Annotated in this window: 25 protein-coding genes, 1 other RNA gene and 1 pseudogene; 15 read left to right on the top strand and 12 right to left on the bottom strand. The window is 66.4% G+C overall.

What is annotated here, in order from left to right; all coding sequences use genetic code 11:
* Nucleotides 1-4 precede the first annotated feature (4 nt).
* Nucleotides 5-373: a transfer-messenger RNA gene (gene ssrA / locus EYZ64_RS10515) on the bottom strand.
* A gap of 68 nt (nucleotides 374-441) precedes the next feature.
* Entirely contained in the window at nucleotides 442-2,319 is a 1,878-nt protein-coding gene (gene ilvD, locus EYZ64_RS10510) for a dihydroxy-acid dehydratase (RefSeq protein WP_135453384.1), read from the bottom strand.
* A 76-nt stretch (nucleotides 2,320-2,395) separates the two neighbouring features.
* Here ilvD and EYZ64_RS10505 point away from each other — a divergent pair, with 76 nt between their 5' ends.
* Nucleotides 2,396-3,217, top strand: coding sequence for a helix-turn-helix transcriptional regulator (locus EYZ64_RS10505; protein WP_135453383.1), 822 nt, complete (start codon nucleotides 2,396-2,398; stop codon nucleotides 3,215-3,217).
* A 52-nt stretch (nucleotides 3,218-3,269) separates the two neighbouring features.
* Here EYZ64_RS10505 and smpB read toward each other — a convergent pair whose 3' ends face one another.
* Genes smpB through prfB form a run of 6 tightly spaced genes read right to left on the bottom strand, consistent with a single transcriptional unit; the run spans nucleotide 3,270 to nucleotide 8,004 of the window.
* On the bottom strand, nucleotides 3,270-3,761 hold the full coding sequence (gene smpB, locus EYZ64_RS10500) for an SsrA-binding protein SmpB (RefSeq protein WP_036439802.1): 492 nt from the start codon (nucleotides 3,759-3,761) through the stop codon (nucleotides 3,270-3,272).
* Nucleotides 3,762-3,771: 10 nt separating this feature from the next.
* Nucleotides 3,772-4,668, bottom strand: coding sequence for a permease-like cell division protein FtsX (ftsX, locus tag EYZ64_RS10495; RefSeq protein WP_135453382.1), 897 nt, complete (start codon nucleotides 4,666-4,668; stop codon nucleotides 3,772-3,774).
* Nucleotides 4,669-5,358 (bottom strand): cell division ATP-binding protein FtsE, encoded by a 690-nt coding sequence (ftsE, locus tag EYZ64_RS10490; RefSeq protein WP_044517000.1) that lies wholly within the window; start codon nucleotides 5,356-5,358, stop codon nucleotides 4,669-4,671.
* Nucleotides 5,359-5,403: 45 nt separating this feature from the next.
* Nucleotides 5,404-5,931 carry an Rv3103c family proline-rich protein gene (locus tag EYZ64_RS10485; RefSeq protein ID WP_135453381.1) on the bottom strand — a complete coding sequence of 176 codons (528 nt, stop codon included), beginning with the start codon at nucleotides 5,929-5,931 and terminating at the stop codon, nucleotides 5,404-5,406.
* Nucleotides 5,928-6,908 (bottom strand): mechanosensitive ion channel family protein, encoded by a 981-nt coding sequence (locus EYZ64_RS10480; protein WP_135453380.1) that lies wholly within the window; start codon nucleotides 6,906-6,908, stop codon nucleotides 5,928-5,930. The genes EYZ64_RS10485 and EYZ64_RS10480 overlap by 4 nt, the downstream gene beginning before the upstream one ends.
* Complete coding sequence (prfB, locus tag EYZ64_RS10475; RefSeq protein WP_135453379.1) at nucleotides 6,895-8,004, bottom strand: peptide chain release factor 2; 1,110 nt, start codon at nucleotides 8,002-8,004, stop codon at nucleotides 6,895-6,897. The genes EYZ64_RS10480 and prfB overlap by 14 nt, the downstream gene beginning before the upstream one ends.
* A 150-nt stretch (nucleotides 8,005-8,154) precedes the next feature.
* Between prfB and EYZ64_RS10470 the strand changes: the two genes are divergently transcribed.
* Nucleotides 8,155-9,525, top strand: coding sequence for an FAD-dependent oxidoreductase (locus EYZ64_RS10470; protein WP_135453378.1), 1,371 nt, complete (start codon nucleotides 8,155-8,157; stop codon nucleotides 9,523-9,525).
* On the opposite strand, the gene EYZ64_RS10465 is transcribed toward EYZ64_RS10470, so the two are convergent.
* Nucleotides 9,526-9,876: a hypothetical protein gene (locus EYZ64_RS10465; protein WP_286174740.1), complete on the bottom strand. Its 351-nt coding sequence runs from the start codon at nucleotides 9,874-9,876 to the stop codon at nucleotides 9,526-9,528. It abuts the gene before it with no gap.
* Nucleotides 9,877-9,891: 15 nt separating this feature from the next.
* Between EYZ64_RS10465 and hisN the strand changes: the two genes are divergently transcribed.
* From hisN to EYZ64_RS10445, 4 genes and pseudogenes are all read left to right on the top strand, one after another.
* Nucleotides 9,892-10,674 carry a histidinol-phosphatase gene (gene hisN / locus EYZ64_RS10460; RefSeq protein ID WP_135453377.1) on the top strand — a complete coding sequence of 261 codons (783 nt, stop codon included), beginning with the start codon at nucleotides 9,892-9,894 and terminating at the stop codon, nucleotides 10,672-10,674.
* Nucleotides 10,675-10,765: 91 nt separating this feature from the next.
* Nucleotides 10,766-11,145 (top strand): annotated as a pseudogene (locus tag EYZ64_RS10455) (winged helix-turn-helix transcriptional regulator).
* A 95-nt stretch (nucleotides 11,146-11,240) separates the two neighbouring features.
* Nucleotides 11,241-12,638 carry an acyl-CoA dehydrogenase family protein gene (locus tag EYZ64_RS10450; protein WP_135453376.1) on the top strand — a complete coding sequence of 466 codons (1,398 nt, stop codon included), beginning with the start codon at nucleotides 11,241-11,243 and terminating at the stop codon, nucleotides 12,636-12,638.
* Nucleotides 12,639-12,675: 37 nt separating this feature from the next.
* Nucleotides 12,676-13,896: an acyl-CoA dehydrogenase family protein gene (locus EYZ64_RS10445; RefSeq protein WP_135453375.1), complete on the top strand. Its 1,221-nt coding sequence runs from the start codon at nucleotides 12,676-12,678 to the stop codon at nucleotides 13,894-13,896.
* A 269-nt stretch (nucleotides 13,897-14,165) separates the two neighbouring features.
* Here the strand turns inward: EYZ64_RS10445 and EYZ64_RS10440 are convergent, their stop codons facing one another.
* Entirely contained in the window at nucleotides 14,166-15,143 is a 978-nt protein-coding gene (locus EYZ64_RS10440; protein WP_135453374.1) for an esterase family protein, read from the bottom strand.
* A 462-nt stretch (nucleotides 15,144-15,605) separates the two neighbouring features.
* Between EYZ64_RS10440 and EYZ64_RS10435 the strand changes: the two genes are divergently transcribed.
* Nucleotides 15,606-16,772, top strand: coding sequence for an acyl-CoA dehydrogenase family protein (locus tag EYZ64_RS10435; protein WP_135453373.1), 1,167 nt, complete (start codon nucleotides 15,606-15,608; stop codon nucleotides 16,770-16,772).
* A 16-nt stretch (nucleotides 16,773-16,788) separates the two neighbouring features.
* Here EYZ64_RS10435 and EYZ64_RS10430 read toward each other — a convergent pair whose 3' ends face one another.
* Nucleotides 16,789-17,346 carry a type 1 glutamine amidotransferase domain-containing protein gene (locus tag EYZ64_RS10430; RefSeq protein ID WP_135453372.1) on the bottom strand — a complete coding sequence of 186 codons (558 nt, stop codon included), beginning with the start codon at nucleotides 17,344-17,346 and terminating at the stop codon, nucleotides 16,789-16,791.
* A 176-nt stretch (nucleotides 17,347-17,522) separates the two neighbouring features.
* On the opposite strand from EYZ64_RS10430, the gene EYZ64_RS10425 reads away from it, so the two are divergent.
* From EYZ64_RS10425 to EYZ64_RS10390, 8 genes are read left to right on the top strand one after another with little or no spacing between them, the layout of a single operon-like run.
* The gene (locus tag EYZ64_RS10425) at nucleotides 17,523-18,626 is read left to right on the top strand and encodes a homogentisate 1,2-dioxygenase (RefSeq protein WP_135453371.1); all 1,104 of its coding nucleotides are present in this window, start codon (nucleotides 17,523-17,525) and stop codon (nucleotides 18,624-18,626) included.
* A gap of 2 nt (nucleotides 18,627-18,628) precedes the next feature.
* Nucleotides 18,629-19,861, top strand: coding sequence for an alpha/beta hydrolase family protein (locus EYZ64_RS10420; RefSeq protein ID WP_135453370.1), 1,233 nt, complete (start codon nucleotides 18,629-18,631; stop codon nucleotides 19,859-19,861).
* Nucleotides 19,858-21,060: a CaiB/BaiF CoA transferase family protein gene (locus EYZ64_RS10415; protein ID WP_135453369.1), complete on the top strand. Its 1,203-nt coding sequence runs from the start codon at nucleotides 19,858-19,860 to the stop codon at nucleotides 21,058-21,060. The genes EYZ64_RS10420 and EYZ64_RS10415 overlap by 4 nt, the downstream gene beginning before the upstream one ends.
* A 1-nt stretch (nucleotide 21,061) precedes the next feature.
* Nucleotides 21,062-21,964 (top strand): hydroxymethylglutaryl-CoA lyase, encoded by a 903-nt coding sequence (locus EYZ64_RS10410; protein ID WP_135453368.1) that lies wholly within the window; start codon nucleotides 21,062-21,064, stop codon nucleotides 21,962-21,964.
* A gap of 7 nt (nucleotides 21,965-21,971) precedes the next feature.
* Nucleotides 21,972-22,583 (top strand): TetR/AcrR family transcriptional regulator, encoded by a 612-nt coding sequence (locus EYZ64_RS10405; protein WP_135453367.1) that lies wholly within the window; start codon nucleotides 21,972-21,974, stop codon nucleotides 22,581-22,583.
* A 33-nt stretch (nucleotides 22,584-22,616) separates the two neighbouring features.
* The gene (locus tag EYZ64_RS10400; protein WP_135453366.1) at nucleotides 22,617-23,861 is read left to right on the top strand and encodes an acyl-CoA dehydrogenase family protein; all 1,245 of its coding nucleotides are present in this window, start codon (nucleotides 22,617-22,619) and stop codon (nucleotides 23,859-23,861) included.
* The gene (locus tag EYZ64_RS10395) at nucleotides 23,858-24,838 is read left to right on the top strand and encodes a phosphotransferase family protein (protein WP_135453365.1); all 981 of its coding nucleotides are present in this window, start codon (nucleotides 23,858-23,860) and stop codon (nucleotides 24,836-24,838) included. Before EYZ64_RS10400 ends, EYZ64_RS10395 begins: the two co-directional genes overlap by 4 nt.
* The gene (locus EYZ64_RS10390; RefSeq protein ID WP_135453364.1) at nucleotides 24,835-25,191 is read left to right on the top strand and encodes a DUF6285 domain-containing protein; all 357 of its coding nucleotides are present in this window, start codon (nucleotides 24,835-24,837) and stop codon (nucleotides 25,189-25,191) included. Before EYZ64_RS10395 ends, EYZ64_RS10390 begins: the two co-directional genes overlap by 4 nt.
* A gap of 5 nt (nucleotides 25,192-25,196) precedes the next feature.
* On the opposite strand, the gene EYZ64_RS10385 is transcribed toward EYZ64_RS10390, so the two are convergent.
* Complete coding sequence (locus tag EYZ64_RS10385) at nucleotides 25,197-25,832, bottom strand: class I SAM-dependent methyltransferase (RefSeq protein WP_135453363.1); 636 nt, start codon at nucleotides 25,830-25,832, stop codon at nucleotides 25,197-25,199.
* Between the last annotated feature and the right edge of the window lie 32 nt (nucleotides 25,833-25,864).

The raw sequence follows: 25,864 nt of genomic DNA, 5'->3' as shown, positions 1-25,864 counted from the left end.
TCTATTGTGGAGCTGCCGGGAATTGAACCCGGGTCCTACGGCACTTCCTCGAGGCTTCTCCGTGCGCAGTTCGCTTTGCCTCTACTCGGATCTCTCAGTCACGCGAACAAGCCGAGATGACGATCCCAGTCGCTGTTTGATGTCCCCACGGATCCCGCGACCGAACCCGTGGGTGGGTCCCTCTAGCTGATGCCAGGGTCCGGGCCGAGGGCGCTCCCGGTCTGACAGACACGCAGTCGCTTAGGCAGCGAGTGCGTAGTCGCGCTGATTGGAATCGGCGCTTAATTGGTTGCAACGACGCTTACGGTGGTCTCTTGCCTGCACCGGCACGCTTCCCTTGATTCGATGCGCGAAGTCGAAACCGATCAGCCCCTCGCATCCCTGCCGAATCTCGGCAGGACAATCAATGGTACGTCACACCCAACGGCCAACGCCAAGCCATTATTCCGCGGCATTCTCGTGTCGCTCGTGGGCGCCGGCCTCCCCTACATCCCGGACCGCGCCCCGATCCGCGGACGTCGCCAACAGTGCGTAGGCGCGCAGCGCCGCCGAGACGGGGCGATCACGATCGCGCGGCCGGTAACCACCGGACGCCTCCAGCTCGACGCGTCGACGCGCGAGTTCGTCGTCGGGCACATCCAAAGTCAAGGTGCGCGAAGGAATGTCGATCAGGATGCGGTCACCGTCGTGGACCATGGCGATGGGACCGCCCGCTGCGGCTTCCGGCGAAATGTGCCCGATCGACAGTCCCGAGCTACCTCCCGAGAACCGGCCATCGGTGATGAGCGCGCACACCTTGCCCAGCCCCCTTCCCTTCAGAAACGAAGTCGGATAGAGCATTTCCTGCATCCCCGGCCCACCCCGGGGACCTTCGTAGCGGACCACCATCACGTCGCCCGCGGTCACTCTGCCCCCGAGGATGGCGTCGACCGCTTCCTCCTGGGACTCGACGACGACCGCCGGACCGTCGAAGATCAGCACGCCGGCGTCGACACCCGCCGTCTTGACCACTCCCCCGTTGGGGGCGAGGTTGCCGGTCAGGATCGCCAGGCCGCCATCAGGTGAATAGGCATGGGCGACATCACGAATGCACCCGTGCTCGGCATCGGCGTCCAGGCTCTCCCACCGTTCGGATTGTGAGAACGCGGTGGCACTGCGGTGTCCACCTGGTGCGGCGTGAAACAGCTCAAGGGCCTCCGCGGAGGCGTTGAGCCCGCGGATGTCCCATACATCGAGCCAATCATCCAGCGTCTTGGCGTGAATCGACCGCACATCCTTGGCCAGCAGCCCGGCGCGGTGCAACTCACCGAGGATCGCGGGGATGCCGCCGGCCCGGTGCACATCCTCCATCAGGTACGTGCCGTTGGGAGCGACCTTGCACAGGCACGGGACCCGACGGGAGATCTCGTCGATCTCGGTGATCGCGAAATCCAGCTCGGCTTCATACGCCGCGGCCATCAGATGGAGCACGGTGTTGGTGGACCCGCCCATCGCGACATCCATCGCCATGGCGTTCTCGAAAGCCGACCGCGACGCGATGGCACGCGGCAGGACCGAGGCGTCTCCCTCGCCGTAGTAGCGGGTCGTCAGGTCGATGACGGCGGCACCGGCCTTCTCGTACAACGCGCGCCGGGCGGTGTGGGTGGCCAACACCGTGCCGTTGCCCGGCAAGGCCAGGCCGAGCGCCTCAACCAGACAGTTCATCGAGTTGGCGGTGAACATGCCCGAGCACGATCCGCATGTCGGGCAGGCCGCCTCCTCGATCCGGGCCAGGTCCTCGTCCGAGATCGTCGGATCGGCGGCGCCGGCCATGGGATCGATCAGGTGCAGCCCGGTACGGACCCGGCCGTCCACCAGCGTCGCGCGGCCACCCTCCATCGGGCCACCGGAGACGAACACCGTCGGGATGTTCAGCCGCAGTGCGGCCATGAGCATGCCCGGAGTGATCTTGTCGCAGTTCGAGATACACACCAGCGCGTCGGCACGGTGCGCTTCGACCATGTACTCCACCGAGTCGGCGATGAGATCGCGCGACGGCAGCGAATACAGCATCCCGGAGTGCCCCATGGCGATGCCGTCATCGACGGCGATGGTGTTGAACTCGCGCGGGATTCCCCCGGCCTGCTGGATGGCCGCGGAGACGATCCGCCCGACGGGCTGCAGGTGCGTGTGTCCGGGCACGAACTCGGTGAAGCTGTTCGCCACCGCGACGATGGGCTTGCCGAAGTCCTCGCGGGCGACTCCGGCGGCACGCAGGAGGGCGCGGGCGCCGGCCATGTTGCGGCCGTGGGTGACAGTGCGGGAACGCAGCGGGATCATGGTTCCACTGTCGGTTCTGGGCCGCACCCTGGGAAGACGGCTTCAATACTAGTAGTGGCAGTACTAGTCTTGGACGATGCCCACCGACCCCGACCGACGAGCCGAGCTCGGCGCCTTCCTGCGGTCGAGCCGCGAACGCCTGATCCGCGTCGACTTCGGTCTGCCCGCCGGCGGGAGAGGACGAACGGTCGGATTGCGCCGCGAGGAGGTGGCATACCTGTCCGGCGTGAGCGTCACCTGGTACACGTGGCTGGAACAGGGCCGCGATATCAACCCCTCGCGCCAGGTGCTCGACGCAGTCAGTCGCGCACTGCGCCTCACGGTGGCCGAGCACCGTTACGTTCTCGGCCTGGCCGGGTTCGCGCCGCTGCCCGCACCGACCGCCGACGAGGTGACGACGGTGCCGTCCCACGTGCAACGGTTACTCGACGCGATCGGCGAAAACCCCGCCTATGCCCTGACCCCGGAATGGGGTATCGCGGGCTGGAACGCCGCTTACGAGCGGCTCTACCCGAACGTGGCGACAAAGCCGGCCACCGAGCGCAACCTGCTGTGGGTCGTCTTCACCGACCCCTCCGTCCGTGTCCTGCTCGATGACTGGCAGGTCACCAGTCAGCGCTTTCTGGCCGAGTTCCGCGCCGGAATCGGTTCGCGCATGGGCGATCCCGCGCTCGTCGATCTGATCGCCCGGCTGGCGGACGCCAGTTCCGAGTTCCGCGCCGGTTGGGAACGACACGATATCCGTGGCTTCGAATCTCGCGAGCGCATCTTCCACCACCCGGAGTTGGGCACCGTCAGCTACGAACACCACCAACTGCGGCCAGCGGATCAGCCTGAGTTTCAGATCGTCATCTACACGCCACTGGAAGATCCTCAACCATCCTCGCCAGCGGACTGACGAGACCAGCCCGTAGTCGGGCGAGGGCGAGGCAAGCCCGCGGTGCCGCTAACTAGGACATGCCCTTGGCGCGGCGGCCCAACTCGCGGGTGATCTCCCGGTCGGCGTCGCGCTTGGCCAGGTCCTGGCGTTTGTCGTGGGCCTGCTTGCCGCGGGCCAGCGCCAGTTCGACCTTGACCTTGCCGTCGGAGAAGTACATCGACAACGGCACCAGCGTGAGGTTGCCGTCGCGGATCTTGCCGATCAGGTTGTCGATCTCCCTGCGGTGCAACAGCAGCTTGCGGTTGCGCCGCGGCGCGTGATTGGTCCAGGTGCCGTGGTGGTACTCGGCGATGTGCACGTTGCGCAGCCAGATCTCGCCGTCGTCGACGGTCGCGAACGCGTCGGCCAGTGATGCCTGGCCTTCGCGCAGGCTCTTGACCTCGGTGCCCATGAGAGCGATGCCCGCCTCATAGGTATCGAGAATCATGTAGTTGTGCCGCGCCTTGCGATTGCTGGCCACAATCTGCTTATTGCCGGCGGGGCTGGACTTCTTGGTCGCCACTAGTTCACGACTACCTTCGTATGTAGAGCCGCAGCGTCACGTAGGCGGTGATTCCGGACATCGCCAGGCCGAGGAACAGCATCCACGGTGCGCTGAAGTAGAGCACGTCAGCGTAGTCGACCCGGGCGATGAGATTCGACTGATAAAACTGGTCGAGCGCCTTCTCCAGGAACACCGCGCGCACCACGATCAGCCCCACGATCGCGATCACCACACCGATCAGGGCGGCGATCATCGCCTCCACCAGGAACGGCAGCTGGGTGTACCAGCGGGTTGCACCGACCAGACGCATGATGCCGATCTCGGTGCGCCGCGTGTAGGCGGCCACCTGGACCATGTTGGCGATCAGCAGCACCGCACCGACCGCCTGCACCAGCGCCACCGCGAACGCGACGCTACTGAGACCGTCGAGCACCGCGAACAAGCGGTCGATCAGGTCCTTCTGGTTGAGCACGTTGAGCACACCGGGCTGGCCCTGCATCGCCTTGTCGAACGCCTCGTGCTGCTCGGGGTCGTTGAGCTTGACGATGAACGACGCCGGGAACGCGTCCTTGCCCGCGACATCCTTGTACTGCGGGAACTTCTTGATCGCGTCGTCGTAGGCCTGCTCGCGATTGAGGAAACTCAGCGAGCGCACATCGTCGCGGTCGTCGATCATGCGGTACAGCGCCTTGCATGCTTCGGCGTCGCAGTTGGGGTCGTTGGCCGAGATGTCGTCGGTCAGGAACACCTGGCTCTCGACCCGGTCCAGGTAGATGTCACGGGACTGGTCGGCCAGGCGCACCACCAACAGACCGCCACCGAACAGCCCGATCGAGATTGCGGTGGTCAGGATCATCGCCACCGTCATCGTGACGTTGCGACGAAGCCCGGTCAGAACTTCATTGACAAGAAAGCCGAAGCGCACTTAGCGATCCATTCCGTAGACGCCGCGCTGCTCATCACGGATCAGCCGGCCGAGTTCGAGTTCGACGACCCGCTGACGCATGGAGTCGACGATGTGATGGTCATGGGTGGCCATCAGCACCGTGGTGCCGGTGCGATTGATCCGTTCCAGCAGATCCATGATGTCCTTGCTGGTCTCAGGATCCAAGTTTCCGGTGGGCTCGTCGGCGATCAGAACCAGAGGGCGGTTGACGAAGGCCCGCGCGATGGCGACGCGCTGCTGCTCGCCACCGGACAGTTCGCTCGGCAACCGGTTGGCCTTCCCGGACAGGCCGACCATCTCCAGCACGTCCGGGACCACCCGGTTGATCACCTCGCCGCGCTTGCCGATCACCTCAAGCGCGAACGCCACGTTCTCGAACACGGTCTTCTGCTGCAGCAGGCGGAAGTCCTGGAACACACAGCCGATGACCTGACGCAGGCTCGGGACGTGCCGCCCGGGCAGCTTGTTGACGTGGAACTTGGACACTCGGATGTCACCCGAGGTAGGCGTCTCGGCCGCCAGCAGCAGCCGCATGAACGTCGACTTGCCCGAACCCGACGGGCCGATCAGGAAAACGAACTCACCCTTGTCGATTTTCAACGAGACGTCATCGAGCGCTGGGCGCGCCGAAGACTTGTAGTGCTTCGTCACGTGGTCGAGGGTGATCATCACGGCACGCCAGTGTAGCGGGGCGACAGCATCCGGCAGGTCAGGCTATCGCGGCAATGTCGGTGCCACCGGCTCCAGGCCCGGTTGCTGCTGCTCGACCGTAGGGCTCGGGGCGGGCCCTGGGAACACCGGCAACGTGATCGGCGGAATCAGTCCAGGACCGTCCGGATCGATCACCGTCGTCCTCGGAGCCCCCGGCGGCGGCGTCGTGGTGGGACTCGTCGGCGCGCCGGGCGTGGTGGTCTCGGTGGTCTCCGAGGTCTCGGTCGGCGTCGTGGTCGTCGGGACGGTGGTCTCGGTGGTCTCCGGCGTCACCGTCGGCGTCGTCGTGCGGGGAGTCTGCAGCTTGGTGCGCGGCACCCAGGTGTAGTCCGGGTCGGGCACGAACCCGGGCGGCACCACCTGGGTTTCAGGCGACTGCGGCGCGGCCGGCTTGGGCCGGTACTCCTGCTGCACCCACGACAGCGCGATGAACACGACGATCAGCACGACCGTCGAGGTGCGAATCCGACCGACACGGCTGTGCCAGAACCTGGTCACGGCCTCGGCCACCCGCGTGAAGTCCAGTTTCACTTCTTCGGCTCCTGGGCCGATGCCGCTGGTGTGACCGTCTCGGCGACCGCGGCCTGATTCATGAAGTCCCCCGCGGCCGCGACCGACGCTTCTGACGATGTCACCACGCCGGCCCGGCGCAGTGCACGCACCACCCGCACCCGCAGCCGTCTGCCCACGTCGAATTGTTTGCCGGGCAGGGTGCGCGCGACCATCCGCAAGTTGACTGTGTCGACCCCGATGCTCTCGACGCCCATCAGCTGCGGCTTGTCGAGCAGCAGCCTGGACAGCTCACGATCTTCGGTGGCCTTCTCCGCGACGTCGTTGAGCACGTCGTTGACCAGGTTGAGGTCGACGCTCACCGGTACCGGGATGTCGATGACCGCGCGTGCCCAGTCTTTGGACAGGTTCAGCGCCTTGACGATCTGCCCGTTGGGCACGGTGTACATCTCGCCTTCGGATGACCGCAGCTTCGTGACCCGCAGCGTGACGTCCTCGACCGTGCCCTCGGCCTCATTGGCGGCCGCGATCGTCAGCCTGACCAGGTCACCGAAGCCGTATTGCTTCTCGGTGATGATGAAGAAACCGGCGAGCAGGTCCTGCACGATGCGCTGCGCACCGAAACCGAGCGCGGCACCGAGCACCGCCGCCGGGGCGACCAGGGAGGCGATCGGTACCGCGAGGGCATCGGTGACTTCGACGAGCACGATGACGAACACAAACGCCACCGACACCCACGAGATCACCGAGGCGACCGCCTGCCGGTGCTTGGCGCTCTCCGAGCGCACCAGCGCATCGCTTTCCTGATACTCGGCGTCGATCCGGCGCACCACCCGTTGCGCGGCCCAGTTGATGAAGCGCGCAGCGAGCAGGCCACCGATGAGCAGCAGCGCGATCCGCAGCCCGGTGGTCAGAATCCAGACACCGATCTCGCCGTGCCAGAAATCGTGCCAGCGGTCGGCGAGGGACAGGGTCAGCAGCGTGTTAGTCGTCGTCATCTTTCCGGTTGCGCCATCTGATCCCCGCTTCCAGGAATCCGTCGATGTCTCCGTCCAGCACCGTGGCCGGGTTGCCGACCTCGTACTCGGTGCGCAGGTCCTTCACCATCTGATAGGGGTGCAACACGTAGGACCGCATCTGGTTGCCCCACGAACTGCCACCGTCGCCCTTGAGCGCATCCATTTCGGCGCGCTCCTCCAGACGCTTGCGTTCCAGGAGCCGGGCCTGCAGAACCCGCATCGCCGCGACCTTGTTCTGCAGCTGCGACTTCTCGTTCTGGCAGGTCACCACGATCCCGGTGGGGATGTGGGTGAGGCGCACGGCGGAGTCGGTGGTGTTCACCGACTGCCCGCCGGGACCACTGGAGCGGTACACGTCGACGCGCAGGTCCCCTTCGGGGATCTCGATGTGGTCGGTGGTTTCCACCACCGGGAGCACCTCGACATCGGCGAACGACGTCTGCCGGCGGCTCTGGTTGTCGAACGGGCTGATGCGCACCAGCCGGTGGGTGCCCTGCTCGACCGAGAGGGTGCCGTAGGCGAACGGGGCGTGCACGGCGAAGGTCGCGCTCTTGATCCCGGCTTCCTCGGCGTAGGACGTGTCGAACACCTCGACCGGGTAGTCGTGCTTCTCGGCCCACCGGATGTACATCCGCATCAGCATCTCGGCCCAGTCCGCGGCGTCGACGCCACCGGCGCCGGAACGGATCGTGACGACGGCCTCGCGCTCGTCGTACTCACCCGACAGCAGGGTGCGGACCTCGAGGGTCTCGATCTCCTCGCGAAGCTTGGCGAGCTCGGTATCGGCCTCGGCCAGCTCGTCCTCACCGCCCTCTTCGGCCGCGAGTTCGAACAGCACCGGCAGGTCATCGACACGCTGACGCAACTCCTGCACCCGGCGCAGTTCACTCTGCGTATGCGAGAGCTCACTGGTGACTTTCTGCGCCCGGGACTGGTCGTCCCAGAGCTTCGGGTCGGAGGCCTGCTGCTCGAGCATGTCGATCCGCTGGCGCAGGCCATCGATGTCGAGCACCCGCTCCACGGTGGTGAGGGTGGTGTCGAGTGCGGCTACGGCGGCTTGGCGGTCTGGATCCACGAATGTTCAGGGTACCCGGCGGCATTTCGGCGGCAGTTCTCTCCGACTCGCGGCAGCGCAGACGATCTGTGTTTAGCATCGGGTGGTACCCGGTCCAGCACGCCAAGGGCCGGGTAGTAACGGCTTTTCCGGCTCGTAAGAAGGCAGGGTATGCGCCCATATCACGTAGCGATCGTCGGCTCCGGCCCCTCGGGTTTCTTTGCTGCTGCATCGCTGCTGAAGTTCGCCGATTTGCCCGACTCGGATCGCGACGTGCGAGTCGACATGCTCGAGATGCTGCCGACCCCGTGGGGGTTGGTGCGTTCGGGAGTGGCGCCGGACCACCCCAAGATCAAGTCGATCAGCGCGCAGTTCGACAAGACCGCGGCCGATCCCCGGTTCCGATTCTTCGGCAACATCAAGGTCGGCGAGCACATCACCCCGGCCGAGCTGGCGCAGCGCTATGACTCCGTGGTCTATGCCATCGGTGCGCAATCCGACCGGGCGCTGCACATCCCCGGGGAAGAGTTGCCCGGCAGCGTGGCCGCGGTCGATTTCGTCGGCTGGTACAACGCCCATCCCCATTTCGACGGCATGGCACCCAATCTGGCGGGCGGACGTGCGGTCGTCGTCGGCAACGGCAACGTCGCCCTGGACGTGGCCCGCATCCTGGTCAGCGACCCACAGGCCCTGGCCAACACAGACATCGCCGACCACGCGCTGGCCTCACTGGACACCCGCGGGGTGGAAGAGGTGGTCGTGATCGGGCGCCGCGGACCGTTGCAGGCGACGTTCACCACGCTGGAACTCCGTGAACTCGGCGACCTTGAGGGTTTGGGCGACGTCGACGTCATCCTCGATCCGGCGGATTTCGACGGCATCACCGACGAAGATCTCGAGGCGGCCGGCAAGACCGTCAAACAGAACATCAGGGTGCTCCGCAAGTACGTCGATGAGCAACCCCGCGAAGCCAAGCGGCGCATCGTATTCCGCTTCTGCACCTCCCCCATCGAGTTGCGCGGCGAGGATCGTGTCGAGTCGATTGTGCTGGGCCGCAACGAACTTGTCCGCGACGCGGACGGGCGCATGGTAGCCCAGGACACCGGCGAGCGCGAAGAGTTGCCCGTCGAGCTGGTGGTGCGGGCGGTCGGTTACCGGGGCGTGCCGACACCGGGACTGCCATTCGACGAACGCTCCGGCACCATTCCACACACCGGCGGACGCATCGACGGCAGCCGCAACGAATACGTGGTGGGCTGGATCAAGCGGGGACCATCCGGCGTGATCGGCAGCAACAAGAAAGACTCACAGGACACCGTCAACACCCTGCTGGAAGACCTTCGGGCCGGCGGAGTCGACGAGCGTGGGTCCGAGTACGGCCGCGAACTGGCCGAGTGGCTGCTGGAACACCAGCCCGCCCTCGTCACCGGCGAGCACTGGCAGCTGATCGACGCGCATGAGCGCGCCGCCGGGGAACCACTGGGCCGCCCCCGGGTGAAGCTGGCCAGTGTGGCCGAGCTGCTCCGGGTCGCGCACACCTGATCAGGCGGGCGGCGGCTCCGGCGACCCGTTCGCCGCGAACGCCCACTTGTCCGGGTTGCTCGGCGAGTAGACGACCGGGAACAGCGCGCCCATGGTCGGCCAGTTGTCGACGTCGACCGCCATGCGCTGGTACACGACGTGCTCGGTGACGGTCGGCCCGGTGATGACGCCGGTGATCGTGACGTACTGCTCCCCCGTCACGTCCGGACGCGGGCTGACCCCGGTCACCAGCAACGTGCCGTGCGCCAGTTCACCGCGAATTCCCCGGCGCCGCATGATTCGTGGCGCCAGCAGCAACACGAGCGCGCCGACAAGCAAGAGGAGTATGCCGAATTCCCACACGAGGCCCATGGTAGGACTGCAGCCATGAGTTCCGTCGCAGATGACATGGCACTGGCCCTCGAACTGGCCGACCAGGCCGACGCACTGACCATGGATCGCTTCGGCGCCCTGGATTTGCACATCGAGACCAAACCCGATCTCACCCCCGTCACCGATGCGGACCGAGGCGCCGAGGAAGCGCTGCGCGCCTCGCTGGCCGCGGCCCGCCCGGAAGACACGGTGTTCGGCGAAGAGTTCGGGGGCACAACGACATTGACCGGCCGCCAGTGGGTGATCGACCCGATCGACGGAACCAAGAACTTCGTCCGCGGCGTCCCGGTGTGGTGCACGTTGATCGCGTTGCTCGAAGACGGCGTCCCGACCATCGGCGTGGTGAGCGCGCCGGCCCTGGCGCGGCGTTGGTGGGCCGGGCTCGGCCAGGGCGCGTTCGGCTCGTTCGCCGGGGCAACTCGGAAATTGTCGGTGTCGGGGGTCACGGACCTCGCGTCGGCCAGCCTGTCGTACTCGGATCTGACGACCGGGTGGGAGCACCGTCGCGACCGCTTCGTCGAACTGACCGACGCGGTGTGGCGGGTGCGCGCCTACGGCGACTTCTGGTCGTACTGCATGGTCGCCGAGGGCGCGGTAGACATCGCCTGCGAGCCCGAGGTGAAGCTGTGGGACATCGCTCCGCTGGACATTCTCATCCGTGAGGCCGGCGGCACATTCACCAGCATCGACGGCGCCACGGGCCCGCACGGAGGCAGCGCGCTGGCCACCAACGGGCCGCTGCATGCAGCGGTGTTGGACAGGCTCGCCGGCAACTGAGCTCACGGCCGGAGGACAGGCCGGCCACGTACGCAGCCATCGGCGAGCGTCCGGTGGGCATCAGCGAGCAAAGCTCGAATACGACGCCTTCCTGGCGAACCACCCCAGCCGTCAACTACTCCACCGGATCAGCGACGAGTGGGTCGCGCTGATCCTGGCGACGCTCGGTGGCGACGGCCCGCGCCCCGGAGTCGGCGGCGCGGGCGAACCGCGTCCGATGCACCGTCCCGGCGCCACGACGGAGTCAGCCGGAAGATGCTCACCCAGCCGCTGCGATCCCTCGACGGCGACGGGTTGCCCACCCGGACGGTGACCACGACCGTGCCGGTCACGGTCACCTATGAGCTCACTGACCTGGTCCTTTCGCTGCACCATCCGATGGTCGGGATCAAGTCGTGGGCCGAGGCCCACATGGACGTGGTGTGCGCAGACCGCGAGCGGCACGACCGCCTTTCGGCAGCGGAACCCTGATCCCCCGACGGTGTGAAGTTGGTAACAGATGCCATACCTTACTCTGGAGTAAGATACGGTCAGATGCGTCGCCCCGACCAGCAGAGGCAGCTGACATGACCAACACCCTGCCGTCCAAGAACGGCACCCCCTCCCGTCCCTCCAGCTCCGGCCAGCAAAGCGCGGTCGGGCTGCACAAGCACAAACGGACCGCGACCGACATCGGGTTGGCGCTGATCACGCCCATCGTCGGTCAGGAATTCCTGGACCGTTACGGCCTGCGGGATTCGCTCAATCGCGGTATCAAATACGGTGTCAAACACGGCTTTTCGGCTGCAGGTGCGGTCACCCGGCAATTCCAGCGGGTTCAGGGCCTGGGCAAGGCACCGACCCGGCTGAAGTCCAGCGGGGCCGACTACTTCGATCTGACCCCCGACGAAGACCAGCAGATGATCGTCGAGACGGTTTCCGAATTCGCCGCGGAGATCCTGCGCCCCGCCGCGCATGACGCCGACGAAGCCGCCGCCTACCCCGCGGATCTGATCGCCAAGGCCGCTGAACTGGGCATCACCGCCGTCAACGTGCCCGAGGACTTCGACGGCATCGCCGAACACCGCAGCACCGTGACCAATGCACTCGTCGCAGAGGCACTGGCCTACGGCGATATGGGTCTGGCCCTGCCGATCCTGGCTCCCGGTGGCGTCGCCTCGGCACTGACCCACTGGGGCAGCGCCGACCAGCAGGCCACCTATCTCAAGGACTTCGCCGGCGAGAACGTGCCGCAAGCGTGCGTGGCGATCGCCGAGCCGCACGCCCTGTTCGACCCCACCGCGCTCAAGACCACCGCGGTGCGCACCCCCAGCGGCTACCGCCTCTCCGGCGTCAAGTCGCTGGTGCCGGCCGCCGCCGATGCCGAATTGTTCATCGTGGCAGCACAATTGAACGGCAAGCCGGCGTTGTTCATCGTCGAAGCCTCATCGGCCGGGCTTACCGTCAAGGCCGACCCGAGCATGGGCATCCGTGCCGCCGCCCTCGGCCAGATCGAACTCGACAACGTGGCGGTGCCGCTCGGCAACCTCCTCGGCGAGGACGGGGCCACCGATCAGGACTACTCCGAAGCGATCGCGCTGTCCCGGCTGGGCTGGGCCGCGCTGGCCGTCGGCACCTCGCACGCGGTGCTCGACTACGTCATCCCCTACATCAAGGAACGCACCGCGTTCGGCGAGCCGATCGCCCATCGTCAGTCGGTGGCGTTCATGGCCGCCAACATCGCCATCGAGCTCGACGGCCTGCGGCTGATCACCTGGCGCGGCGCCGCTCGCGCCGAGCAGGGTCTGCCGTTCGCCCGCGAGGCCGCCCTCGCGCGCAAGCTCGGCACCGACAAGGGCATGCAGATCGGCCTGGACGGCGTGCAGCTGCTGGGCGGTCACGGTTACACCAAGGAGCACCCGGTCGAGCGCTGGTACCGCGATCTGCGGGCCATCGGCGTCGCCGAGGGTGTCGTCGTTATCTAGCCCGGTGTCATTCCTTTTCTGAGCTGAAAGACTAATCATGGCAATCAATCTGGAAATGCCCCGCAAGCTGCAGGCGGTCATCGAGAAGGGCCACCAGGGCGCCGCCGAGATGCTTCGCCCGATCTCGCGCAAGTACGACCTCGCCGAGCACGCCTACCCGGTCGAGCTGGATACGCTGGCCACGCTGTTCGAAGGCATCTCGGAAGCCAAGACGATCTCGTTCGCCGGCGCCGAGGCGTTCCGCGACGACGCCAACACCAAGGGCGACAAGGTCACGGTCAACGGCGCCAACATGTCCGCACTCGTCAACGCACTCGAGGTCAGCTGGGGCGATGTCGCCCTGCTGCTGTCAGTGCCGCGTCAGGGCCTGGGCAACGCCGCCATCTCCTCGGTGGCCACCCCCGAGCAGCTCGAGCGCCTCGGCAAGGACGTGTGGGCGGCCATGGCCATCACCGAGCCCGGCTTCGGCTCGGACTCGGCGGCGGTGACGACCACCGCGGTGCTCGACGGCGACGACTACGTGATCAACGGCGAGAAGATCTTCGTCACCGCGGGTTCGCGTGCCACCCACATCGTGGTGTGGGCGACGCTCGACAAGTCGCTGGGCCGGGCGGCCATCAAGTCGTTCATCGTGCCGCGCGAACATCCCGGCGTCACCGTCGAACGCCTGGAGCACAAGCTGGGCATCAAGGCGTCCGACACCGCGGTGATCCGCTTCGAGAACGCCCGCATCCCCAAGGACAACCTGCTGGGTGATCCGGAGATCCACGTGGAGAAGGGTTTTGCCGGGGTCATGGAGACCTTCGACAACACCCGGCCGATCGTGGCGGCCATGGCGGTCGGCATCGCCCGGGCCGCGCTGGAGGACCTGCGCGCGATCCTCACCGATGCGGGCATCGAGATCTCCTACGACAAGCCGGCCCATGCGCAGAGCGCCCCCGCGGCGGAGTTCCTGCGGATGGAGGCCGACTGGGAGGCCGGGTACCTGTTGACCGTCCGCTCCGCATGGCAGGCCGACAACAGCATCCCCAACTCCAAAGAAGCCTCGATGGGTAAGGCCAAGGCCGCCCGGGTGGCCAGCGACATCACCCTCAAGGCCGTCGAAATGGCCGGTACCACCGGCTATTCCGAACAGACCCTGCTGGAGAAGTGGGCCCGCGACTCCAAGATCCTCGACATCTTCGAAGGCACGCAGCAGATCCAGCAGCTGGTGGTCGCCCGCCGCCTGCTGGGGCTGTCCTCGGCCGAACTGAAGTAGCCCTTTTTTTCTGCGCGAGCAGACGCGAGAACCCCCCAAAACCATGGTGTTGGGGGGTTTTTGCGTCTGCTCGGCCAACTGGGGTGACGACGCCGACCGATGTGCTGAACACCCCGGAGTACGGCGGCGCGGCCTGGGCCGGCTGGTACTCAGGACGTGCGGTGGCGAAGGTCTCCGGCGGCTTCCAGACCAGGTACGGACCCGCACACAACGAAATCGCCCAGAACACATGGTGTTCTGGGCGATTTCGTTATCGCGTGTTGTTCGGCTTAGCCGAGCACCCGCTGCAGGTCCGGAACCATGGCCTGCAGCTCCCGGGCCCAGTAGGCCCAGTTGTGCGTGCCGTTGTCCGGGAAGTTGAACACACCGTTGGTGCCACCCGCGGCGATGTAGTTGTCCTGGAAGGTGCGGTTGGTCTTGATGGTCAGGCCTTCGAGGAAGGTGGCAGGCAGGTCGCCGCCGCCCAGCTCGTTGGGCTGGCCGTTACCGCAGTAGATCCAGAGGCGGGTGTTGTTGGCGACGAGCGTCGGGATCTGCAACATCGGGTCGTTGCGCTTCCAGGCGCTGTTCGGGTCTTCCGTCGGACCCCACATGTCGTTGGCTTTGAAGCCGCCGGCGTCACCCATGGAGATGTTGATCAGGAACGGCCACCAGCCCTCGGAGGGGTTGAGGAAGCCCGACATCGAACCGGCGTAGATGAATTTGTCCGGGTGGTAGGTCGCGAGGATCAGCGAGGCGGAGCCTGCCATCGACAGACCGATCGCGGCGTTGCCGTTGGCCGCGACGTCGCGATTGGCGGCCAGCCATGCCGGCAGCTCGCTGCTCAGGAAGGTCTCCCACTTGTAGGTGACACAGCCGGCCTTACCGCAGGCCGGCGAGTACCAGTCGGTGTAGAAGCTGGACTGACCACCGACGGGCATGACCACCGACAGACCGCTGTTCAGGAACATCTCGAACGCGTTGGTGTTGATGTCCCAGCCGTTGAAGTCGTCCTGGGCGCGCAGGCCGTCGAGCAGGTACACCGCGTGCGAACCCGGCCCACCGCTCTGGAACTGAATCTTGATGTCACGGCCCATCGACGGCGACGGGACCATCAGGTACTCAACCGGCAGGCCCGGCCGGGAGAATGCCCCCGCGGTCGCCGATCCGCCGGTAACGCCGATCAAGCCAGGCAGCATCAGGGCTGCCACAGCCGCCACCGTCATGCGGCGGGCCCAATGGCCACGAATCTTGTCAATGAAGGTCATACTGCGAATCCATCCGTCTTCCGGTCATTACGCCATTTGCGCGATCAGCGATCAGCATCGCCCAGCGACACCGCAGCGACGGAGTCACTGCACTGTCACGCCCGCTCGCCCGAGCCGGTGCCTCTGAAGAGCGGACCGAAGAATTCAGTTGTTGCGCCATGAGTAAATCACGGGCCCACGACGGTGGAAAACCCGCCGCGCGCCGCCGAACTGCATATCTACGGATTCAAAAAAGTGAATTCGGCTTTATCTATCACGCGCACCCAGTTGATCTACCTGGGAAAACGCCGCCAACCCCCGGTCCGCGCCCACCGCACTCGATGAACGCCGATGCCTTTCTGTTCACAACTGGTGTCCGGAGGGTTATCCGATCGTCGCCAACCGGTTTTCGAAATGCCCGCTCGGAGCCCTCCGACAGGCCCCAAACCTGACCATACTAAAAAGTATGGTAGCTTTCGGACCATGACGTCACCCCCCATCACTGAGCGCTCCATCACCACCGAATTCGTCGCACGACTGGCCGAGCGGGCCGCTGAAGCCGAAGAGCTGCGCCGGCTTCCCGACGCGACGGTGACCGAACTTGTGGAATCCGGTTTCACCGAACTCCTGGTGCCCGCCCGCTACGGCGGTCAGCAGGCAGATTTCCCGGCGGTCCTGGATCCCGTGCGCCGAATGGCCCATGGCTGCACGTCGAGCGCCTGGACCATCGGCTTCCTGGCACTGCACAACTGGATGCTGGCGCTGTTCGGTGAGCAGGCCCAGGAGGAGGCGTTCGCGAGCCGACCGTTCCTGGCCCCGGCCCCACTCGCGCCGACCGGACGCGGGCTGCCGGCCGACGGCGGGATCCGCCTGACCGGCAGGTGGTCCTGGGCCACCGGCGTCATGCACGGCAACTGGATCATCGTCGCCGCGCTGTGCGGCCCCGACGATGCGCTGTATCCGGCGCTGGCGCTGCTGCCGATCAGCGACGTGACCGTGGCCGACGTGTGGCACACCGATGGCATGCGGGCCACCGGCTCCAACGACGTCATCGCCACCGACGTCTTCGTGCCGGAGCACCGACTGGTGAAAGTGCTCGACATCTATTCCGGCACGGCCCCGGGCGCCGGATTACACGACAGCGCCTCCTACCGCTGGCCGATGGTGCCCGCCCTGGCCCTGCTGGCAGCGATGCCCGCGCTGGGCAGCGCCGAGCGGGTCACCGAGATCTACGCGCAGCGCCTCGGCGAACGAGTGCTGCCCTACGAAGGCGTCATACAGAAGGACAAGCCGATCGCTCAGGCCCATCTGGCCGGGGCGCAGGTGCGGGTGCGGGCGTTGCGCGCCCTGCTGGCCGACACCGTCGGCGAGATCGAGGCCATCGTGGCGGCCGGAGACTCGGTGGACAAGCCGGTGCGCGCGCAGGCCCGGCTGTCGGCCGCGCATATCGTCAGCGAGTCCAAGGCGGTGATCGCCGATCTACTGGGCGCAGGCGGCGCGAGCATCCATTTCCTGTCCAGCCCGCTGCAGCGGTTCAAGCGCGACGTCGACGTCCTGTCCGGCCACGTGGTGTTCGACTACGACACCAGCCGCGAGTTGGCCGGTGCATTGGCGCTGGGCATGAAGATCCCCCGAACGTCCATGATCTGACGGGGTCGACCGGCGCTCACGTCTGGGCCGGTGTGCACGCCAACGCCTCGATGATCACCTCACAGAACGCGGGCAGATCGCCGGGGGCGCGGCTGGTGATCAGGTTGCCGTCGATGCAGACCTGCCGGTCCACCACGGTCGCACCGGCGTTCCCGAGATCCGTGCGGATACTCGGATAGCTGGTGAGCGTCCGGCCGCGTACCACGTCCGCCTCGACCAGGGTCCACGGTCCGTGGCAGATCGCCGCGACGGGCTTGCCCGATCGGACGAAATCGCGGACGAACGCCACCGCAGTCTTGTCGAGCCTCAATTTGTCCGGATTCACGGTCCCCCCGGGCAGGATCAGCGCGTCGAACTGATCGACCTTAGCCTCGGCAACCGTGCGGTCCACCGGAAAGGTGCCCGCCGGTTCGAGATCGTGATCACGAGCCTGGATTTCACCGGCCCTCAGTGACAGCAGCTCGACGTGACCGCCCTCGTTCTCGACGGCCGCGCGGGGTTGTTCGAGCTCGATGCGCTCGACACCGTCGGCGGCAAGAATCCCGACCCTGCGGCCTTCCAATTCCTTTCTCATGACAGTCCTTTCGTTCACACCGACGGGCAGGATCCAGCCTGGGCGCCCGCTGGAGGGCTACCCCGGGAAGCCGGGCCCAAAACGCGGAAGTTCAGTCCGCAGAACCCCTTGTCACCGGCTTTAACAAAAAGTAAAGTCACTTTCAGTTTTTGCCCCGCACCTTTCAGGAGTCGAGCATGGAATCCTTCGTCCACCTGCGTAAAGGCAAGACCCCGAAACGGGTGCATGCCGACCTCGACGGCCTCAAGGACGACGAACTCGGTCGCGGCGGTTTCGTCGGCCGGACCGCCAACATGTACCGGCGCAACGACCCCACCGCCTACCGCACCGTCGGCCCGCTGCGCCCCACCGACGTGTTGTCCAGTGAGCTCAAGCCCAGCGACGCCACCGATGCCCAGGGCGGCCCGCTGCTGATGTTCTCCAACGCCGACTGCCAGGTGCTGCTGAGCCGGCGTACCGAGGAGATGCCGTTCTTCGTCCGCTACGTCGACGGCGACCTACTGTTGTTCGTCCACAAGGGATCGGGCCTCCTGGAGACCGAGTTCGGCCCGCTGCGCTACCGCGAGGGCGACTGGGTCTACATCCCGAAGGCCTGCACGTTCCGCCAGGTGCCGGACACCGAGAGCACGTGGCTCATGATCCAGGCCACCGACGATTTCCGGGTCCCGCCGGCCGGCACCCTGGGCCGCCACTTCCCGTTCGACCCGGCGCAGGTCACCATTCCAGAGCCGCAGCCGATCGACGACGGCGTCGGGCCGCAGGACGCCGGAGAATACGAGGTCCGTCTGATTCATGAAGGCGGGCCGACTTCGCTGTTCTACCAACACAATCCCCTTGACGTGGAAGGCTGGCGGGGCGACAACTTCCCGTTCACCTTCAATATCGAGGACTACACCGTCATCACTTCCGAGAGCGTGCACCTGCCACCGACCGTGCACCTCTTCATGCAGGCCACCGGTGTGTACGTGATGAACTTCCTGCCCAAGCCCGCCGAAACCGTGCCGGGCACCGAGCGCACCCCGTGGTATCACCGCAACGTCGACTACGACGAGATCGCGTTCTTCCACGGTGGTTCGCTGTACGGCATCCCGATGCCGCCCGGCCTGGTTTCCCATGCACCACAGGGTGTTCACCACGGAGCCCCGGAGAAGGCGCGGGAACGTGCCCGCCGAAAGTTCGACGACTACGACCGCGTCGACTGGTCGGTGATCGCCATCGACACCCGCCGCCGTCTCATCCCGTCCGCCGAAATCCTCGCCAACGATCTGGGGCAGCACTAGAGATGACAACTGTTGAAGCGCCTGTGAAGCACGAATACGACCGCATCCCGTATCTGGTTGCCTACCAGAACAACTCGTCGGTGCGCGACGTGTACGGCGGCGTCGCAGAACTCGTCGTGCTGGAGAGCTACCTGCTGCGGCCCAAAGCGCCAGAGCCGTCGGCCGTCGGAGCCGCCCCGGCGGCGACATCAGATACAGTGCTGGTGTTCATGCACCCGATCGGCGGCGGCGCGTACCTGCCCATGATCAATGCCCTGGCCCGCGCCGGACACCACGTCATCTACTGCAACAGCCGGTTCCGGGGCACCGACTCGGCACTGCTCATGGAGAAGGTGGTCGAGGATCTCGGCGAGTGCATCAAGGACGCCAAGCGCCGACTGGGCTACGACAAGGTCGTCCTGGCCGGATGGAGTGGCGGCGGGTCGCTGTCGGTGTTCTACCAACAGCAGGCCCAGCATCCGACGGTGACGGCGAGCCCGTCCGGTGACGGGCCAGACCTCACCAAGCTCGGCCTGATCCCCGCCGACGGAATCATGCTGTTGGCCGCGCACATCAGCCGGCACGGCACGATGACCGAATGGATGGACGCGTCCATCCTCGACGAGAACGACCCGACCAAGCGGGACCCGGAACTCGATCTCTACGACCCGGACAACCCCAACCAGCCGCCCTACACGCCGGAGTTCCTGGAGCGTTACCACCAGGCCCAGATCGCCCGGAACCGGCGAATCACCAAGTGGGTCAAAGAAAAGCTGGCGGAACTCAAGGCCGCCGGACGTCCCGATGACGAGTTCGCCTTCGTCGTGCACGGCACCATGGCGGACCCGCGGTGGCTGGACCCCACCGTCGACCCCAACGATCGCCAACCCGGTACGTGTTATCTGGGTGATCCCCAGGTGGTCAACATGAGCCCGGTCGGCCTGGCGAGATTCTGCACGCTGCGCAGCTGGCTATCGCAGTGGAGCTACGACGACGCCAACGGCGACGCCGTCAAGGCCGGGCCTGATATCGCGATCCCCGCCCTGGTGATCGGCAACCTGGCCGACGACGCCTGCACCCCCAGCCACACCCGCCGGCTGTACGAGGCGATCGGCCATTCCGACAAGGAGATGCACGAGATCCCCGGCGCCAACCACTACTACTCGGGCCCGGATCAGCGCGACACTCTCCGCCAGGCCGTCGCGATCTGCACGGATTGGCTGCACCGGCACGGATTTCCGCTGGATCCGGCATGACCACCGGAGCTTTGGACGGCATCAGGGTGATCGAGCTCGGCACCCTGATCTCGGGTCCGTTCGCCGGCCGCCTGCTCGGCGACATGGGTGCCGAGGTCATCAAGATCGAACTGCCGGCCACCCCGGATCCGCTGCGCACCTGGGGGCAGGCCGAGCTCGACGGGCACCACTTCTTCTGGACCGTGCACGCCCGCAACAAGAAGGCCGTCACCTTGGACCTTCGGACCGCCAAGGGCAGGGAGTTGTTCCTCGAGCTGGTCGACCGGTCGGACATCATCGTGGAGAACTTCCGGCCCGGCACCCTGGAGAAGTGGAATCTGGGCTACGACGTTCTGCGCGAACGCAATAAGGGCATCATCCTGGTGCGGGTATCCGGATACGGACAGACCGGGCCGGACGCCGGCAAGGCCGGCTATGCCTCGGTGGCCGAGGCGTCGAGCGGGCTGCGGCACATGAACGGGTTCCCCGGCGGCCCCCCACCGCGGCTGGCCCTGTCCCTGGGCGACAGCCTGGCCGGCATGTTCGCCGCCCAGGGCGCCCTGGCCGCGCTGTACCGGCGGACCGTCACCGGCGAGGGGCAGATCGTCGACACCGCGCTCACCGAAAGTTGTCTGGCGATACAGGAATCCACCATCCCCGACTACGACATCGGCGGGGTGGTACGCGGGCCGTCGGGCACGCGGCTGGAAGGTATCGCGCCGTCGAACATCTACCAGAGCGCCAACGGCAGCTGGGTGGTGATCGCCGCCAACCAGGACACCGTGTTCCGCCGGCTGTGCGCGGCGATGGGGAGCCCCGAGCTGGCAACCGACGATCGATTCGCCAATCACGTTGCCCGCGGCCGCAATCAGGACGAGCTGGACAAGATCATCGGCGATTGGGCCGGCAAGCGGCAGCCGGAGGAGATCATCGAAACCCTGTCGCAGGCCGGTGTGATCAGCGGGCCGATCAACACCGTGGCCGAGGTGGTGGAAGATCCGCAACTGCAGGCCCGCGGGATGATCGCCGACCACTTCGATGAGCGGATCGGACGGACCGTAAAAGGCCCCGGCGTCGTCCCGGTGCTCTCCGCGTCACCCGGCACGATCCGCAACGCCGGCTCAGCCCGACCGGGCCAGCACAACGACGAGGTGTACGGCGACCTGCTCGGGCGCAGTGCACAAGACCTGGAAACCCTGCGCGCAGAGGGGGTGCTGTGAGATGAACCTGCCGACGAAGGTCGATATCCGCGAGGTGTGCCTGCGGGACGGCCTGCAGATCGAGACGCCGATTCCGTTGTCCGCCAAGGTCGCGATCCTCGAAGCCATCGTCGCCACCGGGGTGCGGGAGGTGGAGGCCACCGCCTTCGTCTCACCGTCGAAGGTGCCGGCACTGGCCGACGCGGCCGAACTCGCCGAAGAGCTCTATAGATTTCCCGAGGTGGAGTTCTCCGCGCTGGTCGCGAGCCCCAACGGCGCCAAACGAGCCATCGCCGCCGGCCTGCGTTCCATCGAGTACGTGGTATCCGCATCGGATGCCCACTCCCATTCCAACGTGGGACGCACCTCGGCCGAGGCCACGGCACAGATCGCCGACATCGTGGCCATCGCGGGTGACAGCGACACCTCGGTGGAGGTGATCATCGCCACCGCGTGGGACTGCCCGTTCGACGGCCCGACCGATCCGCAGCGGGTGCTCGACATCGCCTCGGCTGCAGTAGGTTTCGGCGTGAAACGGATAGCCATTGCCGACACCATCGGCACCACCACCCCGCGCCGGGTCAGCTCGTTGATCGAGAAGGTCCGGCCGCTGATCGGTGACCTGCCGCTGGGGGCACACTTCCACAACACCCGCGGAGCAGGCCTGGCCAGTGCCTACGCGGCCGTGCAGTCCGGGGTCACCCGCCTGGACGCGTCGGTCGGCGGTTTGGGCGGCTGCCCGTTCGCGCCGGGCGCCAGCGGCAACATCGCCACCGAGGACCTCGTCTACATGTTGCGCGACAGCGATATCGACGTCGATGTCGAACTGACCGCCGCCATCGACGCGGCCCGTGTCGCCCAGGACGCCGTGGGCCATGAGCTTCCCAGCGCGCTGCTGCGGGCCGGCGACCGGATCTTGGGTTGAGGCGTCGATGACCGCTGCCGAGCTGGGCACCAAGGGTCGCCAGACGCGGTCTGCCATTGAGTTGGCCGCGCGGAAACTGTTCGCCGAGCGGGGCTTTCACGGCACCACCTTGTCCGACATCACCTCGGCCGCGGGCAAGAGCCCGGCGGTGTTCTACCGGTATTTCACCGACAAAGAGGATCTACTGGCAGCGCTGGCCGAATCGTTCCTGCACGACGTCGTGGAACCATCCGGCCTGAACCTGCACCTGCCGGACCCTCCCGACGACACCGAGTTCTTCACCACGGTGGTCACCGGCTACTGGAACATCTTCAAACAGAACATCGGCATCATGATCGCCGTCGCCCAACTGGCGGCCACCCAGCAGCGATTCGCCGACGTGCAGAACAAGTTCCGCCGGTTCGGTATCGACATCGTCATCGCATCGGTGCACCACGCCCAGGGGCAGGGCCACGCTAAAGGACTGCATCCAGAACATGTCGGCGCGGCCATCGCCTTGTTGTTCGAGAACTTCACCACAGTCTTCGTCGGCCAGTCCGGGCTGGGTATCGAGATCAGCGATGCCGACGCCATCGCCACCCTGTCCACCATCTGGAAGAGAACCTTGTACGGCTTCTGACCCGAGCTTCTGACCCGAGAAAGAGAGATCATCGTGGATTTCGCTTTACCCGACCATCTTTCGACTGTGCTCACCGAGATGGACGAGTTCATCGAGGCCGAGATCAAGCCGCTTGAGCGCGAGCATATGCAGTACTTCGACCAGCGCCGCGAATATGCCCGCACCGACTGGGAGAACGGCGGAGTGCCCGCCCGGGCCTGGGAGGATCTGCTCGACGAGATGCGTCGCCGGGCCGATGCGGCCGGATGGCTGCGCTACGGTCTGCCCGCCCGGTTCGGCGGGCGGGACGGTAGCAACCTGGATATGGCCGTCATCCGGGAACACCTGGCGCACAAGGGCCTCGGACTGCACAACGACCTGCAGGACGAGTCCTCGATCGTGGGCAACTTCCCGCAGGTGATCATGATGGACCGGTTCGGCACCGAGGCGCAGAAGGCCGACTGGGTCGAGGCGATGCTCACCGGCAGGCGTTCGATGGCGTTCGGGTTGACCGAGCCCGACCACGGATCGGATGCCACCTGGCTGGAGACCACGGCGATACCTGACGGAGATGGCTGGATCATCAACGGCCGCAAGCGGTGGAACACCGGAGTACACCGCGCCACCCACGATCTGATCTTCGCCCGGACCTCCGGCGAGCCCGGCCAGGCCCGTGGCATCACCGCATTCCTGGTGCCCACCGACTCGCCCGGATTCACCGTCCCGTTCTACTGGTGGACGTTCAACATGCCCACCGATCACGGCGAGGTCGAGTTGAACAACGTGCGGGTGCCTGCCGATGCGGTGCTCGGCGAGATCGACCGCGGACTGGAGGTCGGACAGACGTTCCTGCACGAGAACCGGATTCGTCAGGCCGCCAGCAGCCTGGGCGCGGCCCAGTTCTGTATCGATCGTGCAGTGGACTATGCCAACCGACGCATGGTGTTCGGCAAGCCGCTGGCGGTGAACCAGGCCGTGCAGTGGCCGTTGGTGGAATTGCAGACCGAAGCGCAGATGGTCAGGCTGCTCGTCCGTTACGCCGCGACGCAGTTGGACCAGAACCACCACATGGAAGTGTCCGACAAGGTGTCGATGGCCAACTACCGCGCCAACCGCCTGGTGTGCGAAGCGGCCGATCGGGCCATGCAGGTGCACGGTGGCATCGGCTACAGCCGTCACGAACCGTTCGAGCACATCTACCGCCACCACCGGCGCTACCGCATCACCGAAGGCGCCGAGGAGATCCAGATGCGCCGGGTGGCGCAGCGGCTGTTCGGGTTCGGCAAGGCCAAGCGGTGACCGAGACCGGCCTGCTCACCTCCCGGCTGGTCGATGTTCTCACCCCGGTGCTCGGCGACCGGGTGGCCGTGGAGGACCTGCGTGAGCTGACCGGCGGAGCCAGCCGCACCACGTGGTCCTTCGACGCCATCACGGACTCGGCTCGGCGCCCGTTGATCCTGCGCACCGGGGCACCCGATGAGGTACATGCCGGGATGGAGCTGGAGGCCGGCGCTCAACGGGCGGCGGCTCTGGCCGGGGCGCCGGTCCCCCACGTACTGATCGCCGACAATTCCGTTGCCGCGCTGGGTGATCCCTTCCTGATCTGTGACTTCATCGGTGGCGAGACCATCGTGCGACGCATTCAACGCACGCTCGACGATGCCGGCCGGGCCCGGCTGCTCACTCAGTGCGCACAGGCGCTGGCTGCCATCCATCGGGCCGAGCCGCCCGCGCTACCCGGCCTCGTCGAGCAGGACCAGATATCCCAATGGCGGGAGCAGCTCGACGAGATGGGCGATACCACAGCCACTTTCGAGTGGGTGTTTCGCTGGCTGGCCGCGAACCGGCCGCCCGCGTCGCCGCTGCGGTTGGTGCACGGTGACTTCCGGATGGGCAATGTGATCGTCGACGACTCAGGCCTGGCCGCGGTACTGGACTGGGAGTTGGTGCACCTCGGCGAGGTGTACGAAGACCTGGCCTGGTTCTGCATCCGGGCCTGGCGGTTCGGGGCCCCGCCCGCCCTCGGGGCAGGCGGGCTGGGCAGCATCGAGAGCTTTCTGAACGACTACGAGGAAGCCGGCGGCGTCACCCTCGACAGGTCCGCGATCCGCTGGTGGCTGGTGCTCGCCACGCTGCGCTGGGGTGTCATCTGCCGCTATCAGGCAGAACGACACCTGAGCGGGCAGACCCCGTCGGTAGAGCTGGCGACGATCGGGCGTCGAGTCTGTGAGACCGAGTGGGACCTGTTGTGTCTGCTGGACGGGAGCAGCTGGTGAGCAACCTGTACGGACGGCCGACCGCGGCCGAACTCGTCGCCGCGGTCGCGGAATTTCTCGACACCGAGGTGCGCGACAGTGAGACGGTCGCAGCTCCGGTGAAATTTCAGGCCAGGGTCGCCGCCAACGCGCTACGGATGGTCGAACGCGAACTGATGGCCTCCGACACCCCTGCTGCGGCCACCGCCTCGTCTGAGGCCTTGGCCGGGGTCGGGTTCACCGATGAGGCCGCGCTGGCGGCGGCGATCCGCGCCGGCGAACTCGATGACCGGGCCGACGACGTCACCGCCTGCCTACGCATCCTGGTGCGTCAACGGCTTGCCGCCGCGCATCCGGGTTACGACGAACCGTGAACCCGTCAGAGCCTGCGGACCCGGGCCAGCCACGCCGGCTCGTCCACCCGGGCTCCGACCTGCTCCCCCAGCGCCTCGGCATGGGCCGCGCCCACCACGCCGCGGTATGTCGTGGTGTCCAGCGCCTCCAGCTCCCAGCCATCGGCGAAGGCCTGGCGGACCACCTCGGCGCTGACCTGGGGTCCGAACCCACGACCCGCGTCGGACAGCGCCAGGACGTGCACCGTCGCACCAGGCCGGGCTACCCGGTGCAGGCTGGCCACATAACGCGGCCGGTCGGCATCGTCGAAGACATGAAACAGCGCACTGTCGACGATCGTGTCGTAACGCGGGTCCTGCTCCGCACCGAGGCGGGTCGCGTCGGCGACGGCGAAATGCGCGTCGATACCCCGCTGCGCGGCGTTCTCCCGGGCCTGGGTGACGGCCTGTTCGGAGAAGTCGATACCGAGAACGTCGTACCCGAGCCGGGTCAGCAGCATGGTGTGCTCACCAGCGCCGCAGCCGACATCGAGCACCTTGCCGCCCACACGACCGGTGCGTTCCAGCTCGACGATGGCCGGTTGCGGCTCGCCGATGACCCAGGGCGCGGTCCGGGACTCATAGGCTTCGTCGAACAGCGACTGTGCAGGCGTGGAGTTCATGATTCGAGTCTGAAACCTGAATAGCCATTGAG

Origin of the sequence: Mycobacterium sp. DL99, assembly GCF_004762045.1 — a bacterium.
Taxonomy (GTDB): Bacteria; Actinomycetota; Actinomycetes; order Mycobacteriales; family Mycobacteriaceae; genus Mycobacterium.
The sequence above is the reverse complement of the archived record's forward strand: the minus strand, read 5'-3'. Positions and strand labels throughout refer to the sequence as shown.

Bases quoted from the DNA above. Each gene is read 5' to 3' on its own strand.
- ilvD (WP_135453384.1), bottom strand. From the start codon at position 2,319: ATGATCCCGCTGCGTTCCCGCACTGTCACCCACGGCCGCAACATGGCC.
- EYZ64_RS10505 (WP_135453383.1), top strand. From the start codon at position 2,396: ATGCCCACCGACCCCGACCGACGAGCCGAGCTCGGCGCCTTCCTGCGG.
- ftsE (WP_044517000.1), bottom strand. From the start codon at position 5,358: ATGATCACCCTCGACCACGTGACGAAGCACTACAAGTCTTCGGCGCGC.
- EYZ64_RS10480 (WP_135453380.1), bottom strand. From the start codon at position 6,908: ATGACGACGACTAACACGCTGCTGACCCTGTCCCTCGCCGACCGCTGG.
- EYZ64_RS10470 (WP_135453378.1), top strand. From the start codon at position 8,155: ATGCGCCCATATCACGTAGCGATCGTCGGCTCCGGCCCCTCGGGTTTC.
- EYZ64_RS10465 (WP_286174740.1), bottom strand. From the start codon at position 9,876: ATGGGCCTCGTGTGGGAATTCGGCATACTCCTCTTGCTTGTCGGCGCG.
- hisN (WP_135453377.1), top strand. From the start codon at position 9,892: ATGAGTTCCGTCGCAGATGACATGGCACTGGCCCTCGAACTGGCCGAC.
- EYZ64_RS10450 (WP_135453376.1), top strand. From the start codon at position 11,241: ATGACCAACACCCTGCCGTCCAAGAACGGCACCCCCTCCCGTCCCTCC.
- EYZ64_RS10445 (WP_135453375.1), top strand. From the start codon at position 12,676: ATGGCAATCAATCTGGAAATGCCCCGCAAGCTGCAGGCGGTCATCGAG.
- EYZ64_RS10440 (WP_135453374.1), bottom strand. From the start codon at position 15,143: ATGACCTTCATTGACAAGATTCGTGGCCATTGGGCCCGCCGCATGACG.
- EYZ64_RS10435 (WP_135453373.1), top strand. From the start codon at position 15,606: ATGACGTCACCCCCCATCACTGAGCGCTCCATCACCACCGAATTCGTC.
- EYZ64_RS10430 (WP_135453372.1), bottom strand. From the start codon at position 17,346: ATGAGAAAGGAATTGGAAGGCCGCAGGGTCGGGATTCTTGCCGCCGAC.
- EYZ64_RS10425 (WP_135453371.1), top strand. From the start codon at position 17,523: ATGGAATCCTTCGTCCACCTGCGTAAAGGCAAGACCCCGAAACGGGTG.
- EYZ64_RS10420 (WP_135453370.1), top strand. From the start codon at position 18,629: ATGACAACTGTTGAAGCGCCTGTGAAGCACGAATACGACCGCATCCCG.
- EYZ64_RS10415 (WP_135453369.1), top strand. From the start codon at position 19,858: ATGACCACCGGAGCTTTGGACGGCATCAGGGTGATCGAGCTCGGCACC.
- EYZ64_RS10410 (WP_135453368.1), top strand. From the start codon at position 21,062: ATGAACCTGCCGACGAAGGTCGATATCCGCGAGGTGTGCCTGCGGGAC.
- EYZ64_RS10405 (WP_135453367.1), top strand. From the start codon at position 21,972: ATGACCGCTGCCGAGCTGGGCACCAAGGGTCGCCAGACGCGGTCTGCC.
- EYZ64_RS10385 (WP_135453363.1), bottom strand. From the start codon at position 25,832: ATGAACTCCACGCCTGCACAGTCGCTGTTCGACGAAGCCTATGAGTCC.